General features: G+C 38.9%; 15 protein-coding genes and 1 tRNA gene. 10 read left to right on the top strand and 6 right to left on the bottom strand.

What is annotated here, in order from left to right; all coding sequences use genetic code 11:
• Nucleotides 1-161: 161 nt before the first annotated feature.
• On the bottom strand, nucleotides 162-560 hold the full coding sequence (locus LBN07_01280; protein MDR0850098.1) for an HIT domain-containing protein: 399 nt from the start codon (nucleotides 558-560) through the stop codon (nucleotides 162-164).
• Between the two features lie 10 nt (nucleotides 561-570).
• Complete coding sequence (locus LBN07_01275; protein ID MDR0850097.1) at nucleotides 571-1,623, bottom strand: hypothetical protein; 1,053 nt, start codon at nucleotides 1,621-1,623, stop codon at nucleotides 571-573.
• 301 nt (nucleotides 1,624-1,924) lie between these two features.
• On the opposite strand from LBN07_01275, the gene LBN07_01270 reads away from it, so the two are divergent.
• Both LBN07_01270 and LBN07_01265 read left to right on the top strand, forming a co-directional pair.
• Nucleotides 1,925-2,001, top strand: a tRNA-Arg gene (locus tag LBN07_01270).
• A gap of 101 nt (nucleotides 2,002-2,102) precedes the next feature.
• A complete protein-coding gene (locus tag LBN07_01265; GenBank protein MDR0850096.1) occupies nucleotides 2,103-2,528 on the top strand; it encodes a hypothetical protein in 426 nt (141 codons plus the stop codon).
• Between the two features lie 469 nt (nucleotides 2,529-2,997).
• Here LBN07_01265 and LBN07_01260 read toward each other — a convergent pair whose 3' ends face one another.
• Genes LBN07_01260 through LBN07_01250 form a run of 3 tightly spaced genes read right to left on the bottom strand, consistent with a single transcriptional unit; the run spans nucleotide 2,998 to nucleotide 5,734 of the window.
• Nucleotides 2,998-3,843 (bottom strand): PHP domain-containing protein, encoded by an 846-nt coding sequence (locus tag LBN07_01260; GenBank protein MDR0850095.1) that lies wholly within the window; start codon nucleotides 3,841-3,843, stop codon nucleotides 2,998-3,000.
• Nucleotides 3,840-5,222 (bottom strand): zeta toxin family protein, encoded by a 1,383-nt coding sequence (locus tag LBN07_01255; protein MDR0850094.1) that lies wholly within the window; start codon nucleotides 5,220-5,222, stop codon nucleotides 3,840-3,842. The genes LBN07_01260 and LBN07_01255 overlap by 4 nt, the downstream gene beginning before the upstream one ends.
• Before the next feature lie 8 nt (nucleotides 5,223-5,230).
• Nucleotides 5,231-5,734, bottom strand: a complete 504-nt coding sequence (locus LBN07_01250) for a hypothetical protein (GenBank protein ID MDR0850093.1) — start codon at nucleotides 5,732-5,734, stop codon at nucleotides 5,231-5,233.
• A 219-nt stretch (nucleotides 5,735-5,953) separates the two neighbouring features.
• On the opposite strand from LBN07_01250, the gene LBN07_01245 reads away from it, so the two are divergent.
• The 8 genes from LBN07_01245 to LBN07_01210 all read left to right on the top strand — a co-directional run bounded on the left by LBN07_01245 (nucleotide 5,954) and on the right by LBN07_01210 (nucleotide 14,176).
• Nucleotides 5,954-7,429: an FAD-dependent oxidoreductase gene (locus tag LBN07_01245; protein MDR0850092.1), complete on the top strand. Its 1,476-nt coding sequence runs from the start codon at nucleotides 5,954-5,956 to the stop codon at nucleotides 7,427-7,429.
• Nucleotides 7,422-8,339: a hypothetical protein gene (locus LBN07_01240; protein MDR0850091.1), complete on the top strand. Its 918-nt coding sequence runs from the start codon at nucleotides 7,422-7,424 to the stop codon at nucleotides 8,337-8,339. The genes LBN07_01245 and LBN07_01240 overlap by 8 nt, the downstream gene beginning before the upstream one ends.
• A gap of 59 nt (nucleotides 8,340-8,398) precedes the next feature.
• Nucleotides 8,399-9,223 carry a hypothetical protein gene (locus LBN07_01235; protein ID MDR0850090.1) on the top strand — a complete coding sequence of 275 codons (825 nt, stop codon included), beginning with the start codon at nucleotides 8,399-8,401 and terminating at the stop codon, nucleotides 9,221-9,223.
• A gap of 115 nt (nucleotides 9,224-9,338) precedes the next feature.
• A complete protein-coding gene (locus tag LBN07_01230; protein MDR0850089.1) occupies nucleotides 9,339-10,496 on the top strand; it encodes a nucleotidyltransferase family protein in 1,158 nt (385 codons plus the stop codon).
• A 21-nt stretch (nucleotides 10,497-10,517) separates the two neighbouring features.
• A complete protein-coding gene (locus tag LBN07_01225; GenBank protein ID MDR0850088.1) occupies nucleotides 10,518-11,726 on the top strand; it encodes a glycosyltransferase in 1,209 nt (402 codons plus the stop codon).
• A 128-nt stretch (nucleotides 11,727-11,854) separates the two neighbouring features.
• Entirely contained in the window at nucleotides 11,855-12,961 is a 1,107-nt protein-coding gene (locus tag LBN07_01220) for a dihydrodipicolinate reductase (protein MDR0850087.1), read from the top strand.
• A 134-nt stretch (nucleotides 12,962-13,095) separates the two neighbouring features.
• Nucleotides 13,096-13,308, top strand: coding sequence for a hypothetical protein (locus LBN07_01215; protein MDR0850086.1), 213 nt, complete (start codon nucleotides 13,096-13,098; stop codon nucleotides 13,306-13,308).
• Between the two features lie 13 nt (nucleotides 13,309-13,321).
• A complete protein-coding gene (locus tag LBN07_01210; protein ID MDR0850085.1) occupies nucleotides 13,322-14,176 on the top strand; it encodes a 1-acyl-sn-glycerol-3-phosphate acyltransferase in 855 nt (284 codons plus the stop codon).
• A 48-nt stretch (nucleotides 14,177-14,224) separates the two neighbouring features.
• Here LBN07_01210 and LBN07_01205 read toward each other — a convergent pair whose 3' ends face one another.
• Nucleotides 14,225-15,154: an SPFH/Band 7/PHB domain protein gene (locus LBN07_01205; protein MDR0850084.1), complete on the bottom strand. Its 930-nt coding sequence runs from the start codon at nucleotides 15,152-15,154 to the stop codon at nucleotides 14,225-14,227.
• Between the last annotated feature and the right edge of the window lie 26 nt (nucleotides 15,155-15,180).

Raw genomic sequence — 15,180 nt, 5'->3', positions numbered from 1 at the left:
TTATTTCCGAAAGTTTCGCTGCTACGAAGTTTTAAGCCTAAGTGAAGAGATATATATTCAAAGCCCCTAACCGCTTAAATTTAATTATATAAAAATAAAAAAAATCCGCAAAAGCGCATTTTGCGGATTTATGTTTTTTAAAAAAGATTTTTGCCAAAAACTCAAAACATTTTAAGTTCTTTATGCTGCTCTTCAAGGGACTGCTTTACCGAACCATTCTTAAAGAGAATAAGCAAATTTTCATCGGGCTTTCGTGGGAATATATGCACATGCAAATGCCCTACTATCTGCTGGGTGCCTACATTGGTCACAACATTGACACCGCTGAAGCCGCAATTATCTATATAGTGTTTTGATATTTTTTTAGTGGCTTCAAACACACGCGCCAGAATATTATGGTCACAATCAGTTACATTTACAAAATGTTTTTTGGGTATAACCAGCGTGTGCCCCAAACAGTCGAGCGCAATATCCAAAAACGCAAGCACATTGTCGTCTTCATAAATCTTGTAACACGGAATCTCCCCCGCCACAATTTTACAAAAAATACAGTCTTTCATAAGTCCTCACTCAGGCAGCAAGCAAATTCAAAGGCGCTACGGCAAACAGCGGTCCCGGAGAGATAAGAACTCCTATCTGACCGACCTCAGGATTGCGCTTAATTACAAAGTTCACAACACCGTCAATCTCTTCAAAGGTGAACCCGTCTGCCAGCCTGCTGGCGTTTGCATACATGGGGTCATCACTTTGCGGCTGGGTCAGAAGATATACAAATCCGGCTGGGTTTTCGGTATTTCCGATAAGAATATTTGCAAACAATTCACCGATTGGCTGATTAAGGTCAGCAAGATTACCGATATCTGCATACCTGCCAATAAGGTCAAACAATTCCTGAGTACCCTTTGCGTCAAGATTGTTAAGACCCACTCCTGCGTGTTCAACGGTATAGTCACAATCACCAATCTGAGTTATGGTGTTGGTAGAGCTGATATACAACTTGTCGGGTAGCCATCTGTTGGCAAATCCAAACCCGTGTTCTTCTATCAATTCTTTTATCGGCGCAATATCTACGCTGGCCACTATATTAAAGTTAACTGTAACATAACCTGTAACCTCATCCGTCACAAGGTCGCTGAACTTAACTTGCTTTAGCTGAAAGTTAAGGTCGTTGACATTAAGCCCCATAATTTCAAAATCAGTAAACTCACTCATGCCTCTCATAATATTGTTTACAACTGCAGCAAGCTCGGGCCCACTAAGCTTAAGGTCATTTCCAAAAAGCCCCTGCCATTGTGATTCATCTTCAAGTTCATCAAAATACTGTGCATTTATGTCTATGCTGATATTGCCTTCTGCGTCCTCAGTATACAAAAATCCCAGCCCCGCGGCATCCAATTTGTCCGCAGTGCTTCTCAAATCCTGACTGGTATAAGGACTGTCAACTATCTTGCTTTCATCATAATTTCTTAAAGCGTTCACTTTTTTATAGATATCAATAACATCTATACCAAATGCAAACCTCAAAACAAGATATGCTATAACCACCAAAATTACAACGGTTATAACAATCCCCAAAAGTATTTTTAGTAATGTGCCTAAGCACGAACCTCCCTGTTTTGCCATAAAAATCCCTCCTTATGTTTATAAAATTTGTTTGGTCAGCTGAGGTATTTATACTCCCCCATTCTCTAATATAAATTCGCCCTTGCCCACAAAATATGATTTTGTATATAAATATTTACATTTTTGCCCAAACAAAACCTATCACGCATTCAGTATACTATAATATTTTCCAAAATGCAACCTTTGAGGCATAAAATACAAACAAAAACTCAATTTTATATCAATTTTTCAGAGGTTTTCAAATAAATACTAGACACAAGCCCCCGCGTGTGATAGAATAATAAAATCAAATACTGTTTATGCACCCTTAGCTCAGCTGGATAGAGCGTCGGTCTACGGAACCGAAGGTCAGCGGTTCGAATCCGTTAGGGTGCACCACAACAACACACACATAAGACGCGTCTTAGCAAAATCAAGAAACATACTAAAATTAGTTGATATTACAAATATTAATTTATTAAGTTAAGGGAGAGAAAAAAATGAAAAAAATCTTAATGGGTGTGTTGAGTTTAGCATTTATGTTTACTGCAGTCTTTTTTTCCGCTTGCGGTGAAGCACCCATTGTTTGGACAAGTGTTTTTTCCGGTGTTGACCAGGCGAAAATAATAAGTATATCTCATGATGAGATTGTGATTACCGACCAAGTAATTTTACAGGAATTTTATAATGAGCTTGATGCACTTACTATGAGAAAATCGGGGGCACTTGCGGCAGGCGCAAAAATAACAGAAGGTTATAAGGTTGTTGTTAAATATTATACAAAATCACAAAATAAAGAAGAAACTTTTGATATTATATGGCAATGCATTGAACACGGCAAATCAAAAAGCTATCGTATTTCGGCACATGGTCTTAGTGCCGCAAACCAATCAAAGACTGTGCTTTCAAAATATTTTATAACGTAAGAAAATTTCATTGCGTTTCAAAAACGCGTGTTATTGATTATATATTCCAAAAACCAAAATATATTGTGATAAAAATATAAAAAGTCACTTGACATTACAAGTGACTTTATGTTTTATGTTTATTCCCTCTCTTGTCGTATTTACTTTGTCAAACCTAATAGCTCCCTCATGTCGAAGCTCTCGATAATCAAAATCTTTCATTTGTGAGGTTCCTTTTAGAATTCCAGCATCAAACTTTTAGCTACTTTGCTATAAAGTCTTATATTTTTTAGACAGAATGAGTAATAAAATTCTGGAAATTGACAACGGAGAAGCAATAATTTACAGCACAAATTATTCTGGTTATCTAGAAGAAAAAGAAAGAAACTTTCAGAAGAGCAAATTAATTATTTCGCTGATGTAGGGATGAATAGAAATAGCTCAAGGCACTTCTTTATTGAGTATATAAAAACATCTAGTAAACCCTGCATTACTTCAATTTATTAATAAGAGTTACTTCTTTTTCTGTCAAACCCTCTTTTCCAACCGAACTCAGCTTTATGTTCGGTTTAGTTTTTTCGCCATGAAAATCACTTCCGCAAGAAACCAGAAGATTATATTTATCGGCAATTTGCAGAAATTCCTTAATGTCTTTTTCGGTATGTGTATTATAATAAGCCTCAATACCATCCAGCCCCTTGGCCGCGAGCTCTCTTATTATAGAATCTATTTGGCTATAGGTTAAATTATAGTCATACATTATTTCTTTTGGATGAGCAACAAAAGCAAAGCCCTTGGCTTGTTTGATTATTTGTATAGCCTCAACTGCTTTTATTTTCATTTCAGACATCGAAAATTTTTTTAAATATTTATCAAATGCCTCTTTAACTGAACTCACCAAACCTTTTTGTATTAGTATATGAGCAATATGCGGCTTGCCGATACAAGGTCTTACTTTCAATATGTTATTTATTTCCTTGTCTTCAATTACAATCCCGAATTCCTGCTTTAAGAAAACAAGCAGTTTAGATACCCTTTCCTTACGCATCTCTCGAAGCCTTGCAACTCTTTGCACAAATTGTTTGTTTTTAATATCAAATCCGTAGCCCAGAATATGCATTTTTTTATTATTATGAATTGTAGAAAATTCTATCCCTGTTACAAATTTCATCCCTTGAGGAACAAGATTATTGTTTAATATTTCAACACAAGCCCGAAATTCATCATGGTCAGTTATAGAAAAGACGGTAATTCCCGCCGAATGAATTTTCGATATTAATTCATTAACCTCATAATCACCATCAGAATGGCTGGAATGAATATGTAAATCTATCATTGTGAAACCTCTTTACTTAAGCCTAGTATGGTGCCAACTTTGTCTTTTGTTGCATTTACCAATTCATACGGCTCGTTATATCTATCTGTGTTGTGGGGCTTGCCTACAACACTTTCAAAGACAAAGGTTATTGCCAAACCTCCATCTTCATTTTTCTCTAACAATTCTCTGTCGTCAATATTCTGCGGGTCATAAATCCGCATTAACGCTCCGTGCTTATTTGTCTGCACATTGTCATATAAGTCAAGCAGTTTTGCTTCCTCAGGCATACACTCCACACCACAATCTTTTTTCACACGAATTCTTTCAATAGAATCTTTTACTTCTTTTTTTGCCTTTTCATCGTCTGAACATAATACTTCCATCTTACTTGTTAAATATTTTATACTTGCATCTTCCCGCTCTTCATTTAGCGACTTAAGTGCCCGAACGGTGCTTTTTAAACATATGGATGATATTTGTTCATCAACTTTCTTTGCACATGGGTCATTTGCTGGTCCCAATATCTTTCCGTCTTTGACGGATAATGTATGAAGCGGTATAGGCAGTTCACGCAACGGTCCTTCATTGCTAAATGCTTTGCAATATGAGAATTTTTCCGGGCATCTGACTGCCAAAAAAAGATACGAGAAGAAAGGCCCTTCACCGAATTCTTTCAGCAATTCATCCTCAACAAACCTAGGCGGTTCATTTTTAGCCATCAACTCATTTGCTCTGTCATTGTTTCTTGTTCTTGCAATTTCTTCACAAACATGAACCAAGTTTAATCCAATAGAATACTTCAGGGCTTCAAGTTCCATAATCTGTTTATAGATTTTGTGCGGTTTCTCTCCGATTTTCTCTAATACAACATCCAATTTATGTGGCGCGGCTGCGGCAATCACTTCCTTAATTATGTCTGTACTTATGTTATGCATGTTATCATGATTAATGTCACAATCAAAATCCTCAGCTATACGCTTTTTAATGTGGTCGGCATCTGCATGGAACGCACGCTTGTCTTTTGAAATATGCTCACTCGTAGTTGATTTTCCGGCACCGGCCGAACCAATAACTAATGTAAGCCTTGAACGTCTGGAAACATTAGGGTCATTCAGCTGCTTTTGTATAATTTTATTAATTTCTTCCTTTTTCCAATTGTTAATTTCATCCTCGGTCGGGAAATTGTCATTCTTCTTCATTGAATTAACTCTTGTTCTTGTATCTTTAATGCTTTCTTCGTTAACAATCGGCAGAGAGGTTTTCTCTCCGGAATACTTTTTTATTAGGTTCAGCAGCACATATTTATCGGGCAGAGAAATAAGAGACAACAAGGCTTTCTGCTCTTCCAAAGAAAAGCTTTCTTTCGTGCTTGGTTCTACTTTCTTCCAATCTACCATATGTACTCCTATCTAAAGGTTTTTTCTTGCAACTCTTCCTTAAGGGCAGGTATTTCATACTTGGTAAGTCCTATTAATTCAACAGCAATATTTTCTTTTTCTGCCTTTATACTATCCGTATCTAGTTTGGTTTCTTTTTCTTTAAAGTCTGATTGGACTTGCTTATAATGGTCAGAATCTTTTTCAAATATTTTATCTATTCCTTCAGGTGTATACATGTGCCAGAAGAGGCCGACATACAACTCTTCCATTCCCAACCAATTACTTATTAACTCCACTCTTACCTTAAAATTTTTAAGATCTTCTTCATAAGCTTCTCTTATCTCATTAACTCGATCTTCGCCCAATATAGCACCTGCATCAAATGTTTCAATTGGAGTGGACACAAATTTCCCATAGGCATTTACATTTTCTTTGAGTATTCTTGCAACAAACAAATTATAGTCGAAGTTATGCTTGTCGCAGAAATCTTCGCACTTATCATTAAAGTCTCTTATCTGGTTTGGGGTCATAGTGTTACCTCCGTTATTGCTCTTACGTTTTTATTTTAGCATAATAAGTAGATTTTAGCAAGTTTAAACATTTACTTCAAGCCTCTTTCAATTTGTACAAAACAGGCTACCCCCACAAAACATTTACTTTAAGTCTTAAATTAGTTTAAGCAAACAAAAGTCGTTAGCCTACCTAACGATTTTTGTTTATACACCAGAAATATGTTAATAATTAAAAATATGGAAAACAATTATTTTAAATTGCCGCAGATGCCTGAGCGGCCTGCGGTTTCGGCAAGTGCAGATTATGACATTGTGATTGTGGGCGGCGGCCTTGCAGGGCTTGCGTGCGGATATGAGCTGCAGTCGCGCGGGCACAAGGTTTGTATACTTGAAGCGGCGCGGGTGGGCTCGGGTGAAACCAGCCGCTCAAGCGCCATTATCACCTTTGCTCATGACCCGATTTACTTCAGGCTTATAAAAAAGCACGGGACCCAAACCGCTGCCGAGTTTTTGCGCCTGCAAAAGCTTGGAGCTCAAAAGCTTGAGCAAATCATAATGAAAAACAAAATCGACTGCGAATATACCCGGGCCAATTATACTATGTTTGCCGCCACCGAAAAGGGAGCTAAACAAATACGGCAGGAAAAAGAAGCCTTCAAACAACTGAATGAGCCCTTTGTTTCCTCACTTGAACCCGAGCTGCCTCTTAACATAATTGAACAGCTTGCCATCGGAAATCAGGCACATCTGAACCCAGCCAAGTTTATTGCAGGGCTCTCTAAGGCTTTTGAAAAGCTTGGCGGAAAAATTTATGAAAACTCCCACGTAAAGTCTGAACCCAAAGAAAACCATGTGGAAGTAAACAGCTGTTCAATCGGTTTTAAGCATTTGATAATTGCAAGTCACTACCCATATATAAACATTATGCCGGGATTTTATTTTTTAAAGCTATACCAGCACCGAAATTGTAATATTGCCTTTAATAACGGAATAAAATTAAATAACATATATGAAGGCACTGATGACGAATGGTATGAATTCCGCCCTGTTAAAGACGGGATTTTGTGCGGAGGCGGAGCCGGGCGTACAGGAACCGGAAAATATGAAAGCAGATTTAAAAAGATGGAAAAGTTTTTGTCAGAGCACCTCAAAGTTATGCCCCATCACATAATGACCCGTTTTGCCGCTCAAGATGTAATGACCTTTGACCTGATGCCGTTTGTAGGCAAATACAGCGTATCATGGGATAATGTATATGTGATAACGGGCTTTAATAAGTGGGGATTTACCAACTCTTTTGCAGCGGCACAGATTATATCAGACCTGATAGATGGTAAAATATCAGACAGCATTTTCAGCCCGCAGAGGGCAAGCATGCTTATGGCACCCATTAAAGCCGCGCAAAATCTGAGTGATGTCATTTCAGGGTTTGCGCAATTGGTTTTTAACACCGACCGGAAGAAGTTTGAAAACATAGGACCCGGTCAAGGAGCGATAGTAAAAGTCAAGGGCCATCGCGTGGGAGCATACAGAGATGATGACGGAAGGCTGCACTGTGTTTTAGCAGCGTGCCCACATATGGGCTGCGCACTTACATGGAACAAAGACGAGCTTTCATGGGACTGCAAATGCCACGGTTCGAGGTTTGATTATGATGGGCGGCTGCTAAACGGGCCGGCTTTAATAAATCTGGAGAAAAAAGACAATGTTTAAAAAAGCTTTTAACACACAAAACTATTTGGGCAAAAACAAAACCGACTATTTTGAAGGGTGGTATTTTCGCACTGCGAGAGACCATCCTTTTTCTTTTATTGCCGGAGTGAGCAAAAACATGGCGGACCCGCACAGCTTCATAATGTTTATAAGCCGGGCGTTCAGTCATTATTTCAGATTTGATTTAAGTGAATTTAAATTTGACAAGCAAAATATGACCATCACCATAGCAAAAAATATATTCAGTCTCAACCAAATTACAGTAGACTTACAAGATGCGGGCATAACTCTCTGCACCCATCTAAAGCTTTCAAATCACAGCTTATTTAAAAAAAGCATTTACTCACCTTCTGTGATGGGTCCGTTCGGATACCTTAAAATGCGTTGCAACCATGCTGTAATTTCACTAAAACACAATGTTAGCGGAACGATTGCATTAAATAACCAGAAAACCAAAGTAAATTCTTTAGGATACATAGAAAAGGATTTTGGAAGCAACTTTCCCAAAAACTATGTGTGGGCGCACGGAATGAATAATGAGCTCAGCATAATGTTTGCCTACGCCCATCCGCTTACTTTGGGGATGCGCGGATTTTTGTGTATTATTCTTCATAAAGGAAAACAGTATAATTTTTCGCTCTATACCTTAGCAAAACTTAGCATTACAAAAGAAAGTGAGCAACACTTTAAGGCAAAACTCAAAAAAGGAAAAAACTATATTGAGTTTGATATTAAAAATAGTACCAAAGGTCACATCCTGCCGGCTCCGGCTGAAGGAGGCAAAATGAAAGACGCCATAACCGAAAGCCTCAGCGCCGAGATGTGCGGCACATTTTGTGTAAGAGGCTTAAAAATCTCTTTCAGTTTTCAAGCGGCGTATGAGTTTGTTTCACAGTCTCATGCCGTTTAATTGACACTAAAGCTTAAAATATGATAGACTTTATTAGGCTCAAGCCTTGGGAGGTCTATGTGATAAACATACTCTATTGCACCGATAATAAGTTTTTCGTTCAGCAGCTACTCAGCGTAATATCGCTTGCAAAATATACCAAAGAGCCCCTCAACGTAATAAATCTCACAGGAGAAATGAGGGAGTATAACCCCAAAGGACGTTCAACCACTCCGGCGCAGGATGCACTGCTCACAAAAATTTTGAAGCAATCAAACCCCCAGAGTGTTTTCCGCTCTGTTGACGTAAGCGGTCTTATGAAAGAATATCTTTTAAAGGGCCCAAACATACAAAATAAATATTATAAATACTCGGCTTATGTGTCAGTACGCCTTTTAGCCCATCTTGTGAGCGAAGTGCCTGACAAAATAATATATCTTGATGCCGACGTTTTTTTGAATGACGACATAAAAAAGCTTTGGGATATTGACATTTCAAACGTAGAAATCGCCGGCAGGCGTGACGACTTCAGAATAACCAGATATATGCAAAGCGGAGTCATGCTTTTAAACATGAAAAAAATCAGAGAAAACGGTGTGTTTGACAGAGCACTTGAGCTTGTGGCCACCAAAAAATATATATGTTATATAGATATGAGCGCAATGAATACCGCCTGCAAAAAACGCAAATTAATCAGTAAAAAACTCATACCTTACAAATGGAGGAAAGGCTGCATCGCTCATCATGTGTGCGCTCTTCGCGAAGGGAAAATCCCTTTCACCAAAAAATGGTGGCACCGCATTAAGATTGACGAAACCGACTTCATGCGCAAGCTTCAGCCTCAATATATCTGGATATACGACGAATTCGACAAAATTAAAGCCCAAAACCCGCAGTGTTTTTAAACCAATCAGGCGGAGGCATCCACACCAAAAAGTTTTCAGTGCGGTATACACGACCAAGCAAACTTGGCACACGCAGCCCTCTGACAATGATGAAAACTTTTGATAAGGAGACTTTATGAAAGCATATATAAGTGCCGGAGGAAAAGGCACACGATTTTTAGAAATTACACACGACGAAATCCCAAAACCTATGGCCCCAATGCTGGGCAAACCAATTTTAGAATATGCAGTTGACGTGATGAAGAAAAACGGGGTGGACGAAATCTTTTTTTCGGTTGGTCACCTGCACCAAAAAATAGAAGAATATTTTGGCGACGGAAAAAAGTTCGGCCTTAAAATAAATTATATCCTTGAAGACACTCCCCTAAGCTCAGGCGGAGCATTATATTATTTAAAGGATAAAGTTGATGGCGATTTTATTGTGGCAAACGGCGATGTAATATTTGATATAGATATTAAAAGGATGCTCGATTTTCATAAGGGGAAAGGCGCGCTTATAACCCTTCTGACACAGCCCACTAACCACCCGCACGACTGCGACCTTATAATCTTGGATAAAACAACCAAACGCGTGCTGGGTTTTGACAAAAAAAACCAGCCCAGAGCATATGACTATTTCAATCAAGCCAATCTCGGATTTTTTATCATAAACAAAGAAGCCCTAAAATATTTTAAAGAGCTTAAGCCCGTAGGCATGGAGCACGATTTCATCAACTTCTATATCCAAAACACCGACAAAGTATTTGGTTATGAGTCTTCTGAATATATACAGGACGTGGGCACACCTGAGCGATATACGGCGGCTCTTAAAGATATCGAGAGCAAAGTAGTAAACAAACGATGTCTCACCAACCCTCAAAAGGCAGTTTTTCTGTCTGCTGAAGTGCTGACCAACAAAGACATAAAAAATATAGCAATCGGAGATAAATTCACAGATAACATTATTAATTGCTTTAAACAGCTGCGCTCAGCAGGTTTTTTAATCATCGCAACAGATGACAAAGATGCACGAGAGTCTCAAGAACTAGAAGCAATATATAAAAACTTTTCAAAACGGCTTGGTGAATCAGGCGTATTTTTTGATGATTATTTCTATTATGACACACTTGAAAAAAACATTAAGCTTGCATGTGAAAAATATTCAATTGAACCAAAAACTTCTCATTTTCTGGCACGTTGCAAAAACATAAACCTAAATATAACGACCCATGTTGTGAGCAACGAACACGGGACTTCAGATATTATTCAAAAAATTATTAAAAAATCAAACTAACCTGCGGAGGAAAACAAAAAAATGGAAAACAAAAAACTTAACATACTAATGGCTATGGATATGTATTTGCCGTCGATGGACGGCGTAATAGCCACCATGCAAAATTATCTTAAATGTATGAAAAAAATGGGACATAATGTTGCAGCCGCGGCACCGGGAGCGGGCAAAAATTACAAAGATACCGAGTCTTATCCGATAATACGTTCACGCGCAATCAAACTCCCTTTTTACGGCGGCTATTATGGAAAACCTGTGGGAGACAAAGAATTTGAGCGTAAACTTGATGAAACCAAGTGGGATATCATTCATATGCACTCCCCTTTCAATATGTGCAAGTTTATGATAAACTACGCCAAAGCACGTAATATTCCCATTGTGGCCACATTTCACACCAACTTCAGACCTATTATGCGAAAAATTATAGGTCCGCTTGCCGAAATTATAATCAAAAACATTGGAAAACGTCTGAGCAAGCTTGACGAAATATTGGTTATATCAGGCGGAGTAAAAAAGCAGGCAGAGTCTTTTGGAGTCAAAAACAATATTACTATCCTTAGGGACCGCGGAACAAACCTTCCAAAAGCTTCTGACGACCTGATTGAACAATACAAACAAAAAATAAATAAAGAATATGGCCTCAAAGACGACGACACCGTATTTCTGTTTGTTGGCAGGCTTATGAAGCTGAAAAGAATTGACTTCACTATGAAAGCACTTAAAATTCTTAAAGACAGCGGACAGAGCTTTAAATATTTTGTTGCGGGCGAAGGCATGGACGAAAAATATCTCAAAAAGACAGCAAAAAAACTCGGACTTGAAAACGATGTAATTTTTACAGGCTTTGTTGAAGACTTTGAAACTTTTAAGGCGTTGTATGCCCGGGCCGATTTACTTTTATTTCCGTCACTTTATGACAATTTTGGCCTGGTTAAAATTGAGGCCGCTGCTCACAAAACCGCCGGAGTATTTGTACGCGGCAGCATGGCGGGCTATGATGTTGAACATAATGTCAACGGATACCTTTGTGAAGACGATATCCAAGATATTGCAAGAGTAATAAAAGAAGCAATCTCAAACAAAGAGCTTCTAAAAAAAGTGTCGCAAAAAGCAGGTGAAGACCACTATATTACTTGGCAACAATCGAGCGAGCTCTTGATAGAAAAATATCTGGAAATTTTAAAAAACTATAAAAACAAAATTGAAATCCCCGAAGAAATTGAGCAAGACTGAAAAATGACGGATATCCGTCATTTTTTTAATTCTTTGACTTCAAAACATTTTAAAAAAACGGGGTTTGGTGGTATACTAAATAAATAAACCCGTCAATAATATGTTGAGGTGTATTTAAGGAGAAAAATATGAAAAAAATCACTATGGTTCAATATGGATGCGGAAAAATGAGCGCCTATACCATGCGCTACGCCGCCGAAAAAGGCATAAAGATTGTAGGGGGATTTGATATTGACCCCAAGGTTGTAGGTAAAGATATAATGGAAATTCACGGCCAAAAAAAATATGGCGTAAAAATTCAGGATGCCAAAGAGTTTGACAACTTTTTAAAAAAGAACCAGCCTGATATTGCAATCATCACCACCATGAGCCTGCTTAAAGATGTCCACCCTGCTTTTGAAATTTGCGCCAAAAATGGAGTTAACGCTATATCCATCTGTGAAGAAAGTTTCTTTCCACAAAACAGCAATCCCGGTTTGTTCGCACGGCTCAATACGCTGGCTCAGGCAAACAACTGTACTCTTTGCGGAAGTGGCTATCAGGATGTTTTCTGGGGAAATCTAATAACCGTGCTGGCAGGTGCTACACATACAATCAAGAAAATAAAAGGCAAAAGCAGTTATAATGTAGAAGATTATGGAATTGCTTTGGCCCGGGCGCATGGAGCAGGGCTCTCACTAAAAGACTTTGAAAAAGAAATTGCCGCCGCCGACAACATAAGCGAAAAAGAACGTCAAAAGCTTATTGAAAACGGTGAATTCTTACCAAGCTACATGTGGAATGTAAACGGCTGGCTTTGCAGTCAGCTGGGGCTGACCATAAAAAACCAGACTCAAAAATGCCTGCCGCAGATTGCTAAAAAAGATATTAAAAGCACTACGCTCGGAATTACCATTCCCAAGGGCAGTGCAACCGGTATGAGCGCAGTGGTGACTACAACTACCAAAGAAGGCATTACGCTTGAAACAGAATGTATCGGAAAGGTTTATGACGAAACTGAGTTTGACGCAAACGATTGGACAATCGAAGGCGAGCCTACTACCCGCGTTGTGATTGAGCGACCCTCCACAGTCGAACTTACCTGCGCCACAGTCATCAACCGAATACCCGAGGTTATGGCAGCTCCTCCGGGGTTCTTCACCACCGAAAAACTACCTGCCAACGAAATCAGATTCGGTGATATAAATGACTACATTGAGGAATGTGCCTGCGAAGGAGATTGCAACTGTCACTGAATAAAAACGGCCTGGGCCGTTTTTTTGTTTCAAAAAATCAAAGTTATGCAATCAGTAAAAAGGGGCGTTACTAAAAGTCAAAATACATTCTACAAAAATGATTGACAAAAACTCTTATATAAGTTACCATAATTATGTTCGTTGACTTAGTCAAGCAACGTTTTTTTAAGAATCTAAATGAATGTGCTGCTAACAGCCCTACTGCTGGGAGAACTTATATTTACAACGGCGATTGCGACATAAATCCGTTCTTTATGCTCTCATATATTCCTATTGCAATCAAAGCGGTTTTAGCAAATGAAGTTGCATGGATGCCAATTGAATATAATATCATAAAACATATATAGGAATTTGATAATAATGAAAAAAGAAAAAGTGAAGTACGGTAAGAAAAATCCGTTTGAACTTCAGGACGAACCATTTTCAGACAACGAAGCAGAAGAGCTTGTTGCAAATTGGACTCCTCTAAAAAAGTGCGCATTTTCACCCAATTTCAAGTTTTTAAAGTTCGGACCCCTGCATCGATTTTTTGCCTTTTGCTTCAACTGCCTTGCAGTATTTATTGTGGGGCCGATTGTAAAAATAAAGCACGGCGTAAAGGTTTATGGAAAAAAGAACCTAAGAGCTTTAAAAAAGCAAGGCAAAATTGTATGCTGCAATCACAGCATAGTGCTCGACCAATGCGTTTTGCAGGGTTCCGCTCTTTTTCCGACACGACCGTTCTATATCTGCAATCCGGCTATATATCAAATTCCCGTTGTGCGAAGACTAATTCGTCTTATGGATGCCGTACCTGTACCCTTTGACCTCAAAAGCAAAGCTAAGTTTTTTGATGATATCGACAGGGGCCTTAAGATCGGGCGCACAATGATAATTTTCCCTGAAGGCAGCATGTGGCCCTATTACAACAAGCTGCGAACTTTTAAAAAGGGCGCATTCAGCATATCAGTGCGTGCCGAAGTACCTATTGTTCCCATTGTGCTGAGCTTTAAAAAACCCAAACGATTCAATAAATTTTTAGGACGCAAAAAACCTACCATAGTTTTAACTGTTTGCAAACCCATAAGCCCCAAAACTGAAGGAGGTGAGCTGAGAAGCGCCGAAAGTCTGATGCTTGAAACCCGCGAGGTTATGGAAAAGATATTTTTGGAGCGTAACAGTCTTGATTGGTATCAGCTGCCTCCCGCACTGAGCAACATTACTGAAACCAATTAATAATAACTTCCAAATAAAAAAGAGCTGTTAGGCTCTTTTTTTATAGAATTATTTTTTAGCAGGACTTTGTTTGGCTGCGGGTTTTGCAGCAACTACAACCTTTTTTGATGGTTCTGGCGAGGGTGATTTTAACACTTCTGTCATACTTGTCAGTAGTCCTGCCACATCCTGAATGTTGCTTGGCACAATAATCTTTGTAGCCTCTCCGTTGGCCAAGTGTCTCAGTGCCTCAAACCCCTGAAGTGTCAAATACGCTGCGTCGGGTTTTGCTGCAATTATACGTCTTATGGCTTCAGCCTGACCCTCAGCTTCAGTCAAAAGTGATATTCTCTTAGCCTCGGCTCTTAAAACCGCTGCAGCCTTTTCACCTTCGGCCACTAAAATCTGACTTTGCTTCTCTCCTTCAGCTCTCAAAATTGACTCACGGCGCTCACGCTCCGCTCTCATCTGCTTTTCCATGCTTTCCTGAATATCCCTCGGAGGAAGTATGTTTTTAAGCTCCACACGATTAACCTTTATACCCCATGCGTCGGTAACTTCGTCAATGATTATACGCATCTGAGCGTTTACGGTATCACGGCTGGTAAGTGTCTGGTCGAGTTCCAGCTCACCAACAATATTTCTAAGCGTAGTAGCTGTAAGGTTTTCAATTGCGCTTATAGGTCTGTCTACCCCATACGTAAACAGTTTGGGGTCAGTCACCTGATAATATACAACCGTGTCAATCTGCATAGTTACGTTATCTTTGGTTATAACCGGCTGCGGTTTGAAGTCAGCAACCATTTCTTTAAGAGATATGGTCTTGACACGCCTGTCAATAAACGGAACCAAAAATCTAAGTCCAGGTTGCATGGTTCTTTTATACACACCAAGACGCTCCACCACAACTGCGGTGCTTTGTTTAACAATTCGGATAGATGCTATCAAAATAATAGCAATCACCACCAATACTATAATTATTCCTATAATCCAACCCATTTTTTAATTCTCCTTTTTGCGGAATA

This window comes from Christensenellaceae bacterium (assembly GCA_031260975.1).
Lineage (GTDB): Bacteria > Bacillota > Clostridia > Christensenellales > UBA1242 > JAISKJ01.
Note: the sequence above shows the minus strand (reverse complement) of the source record. Positions and strands in the feature narration are given on the sequence as shown.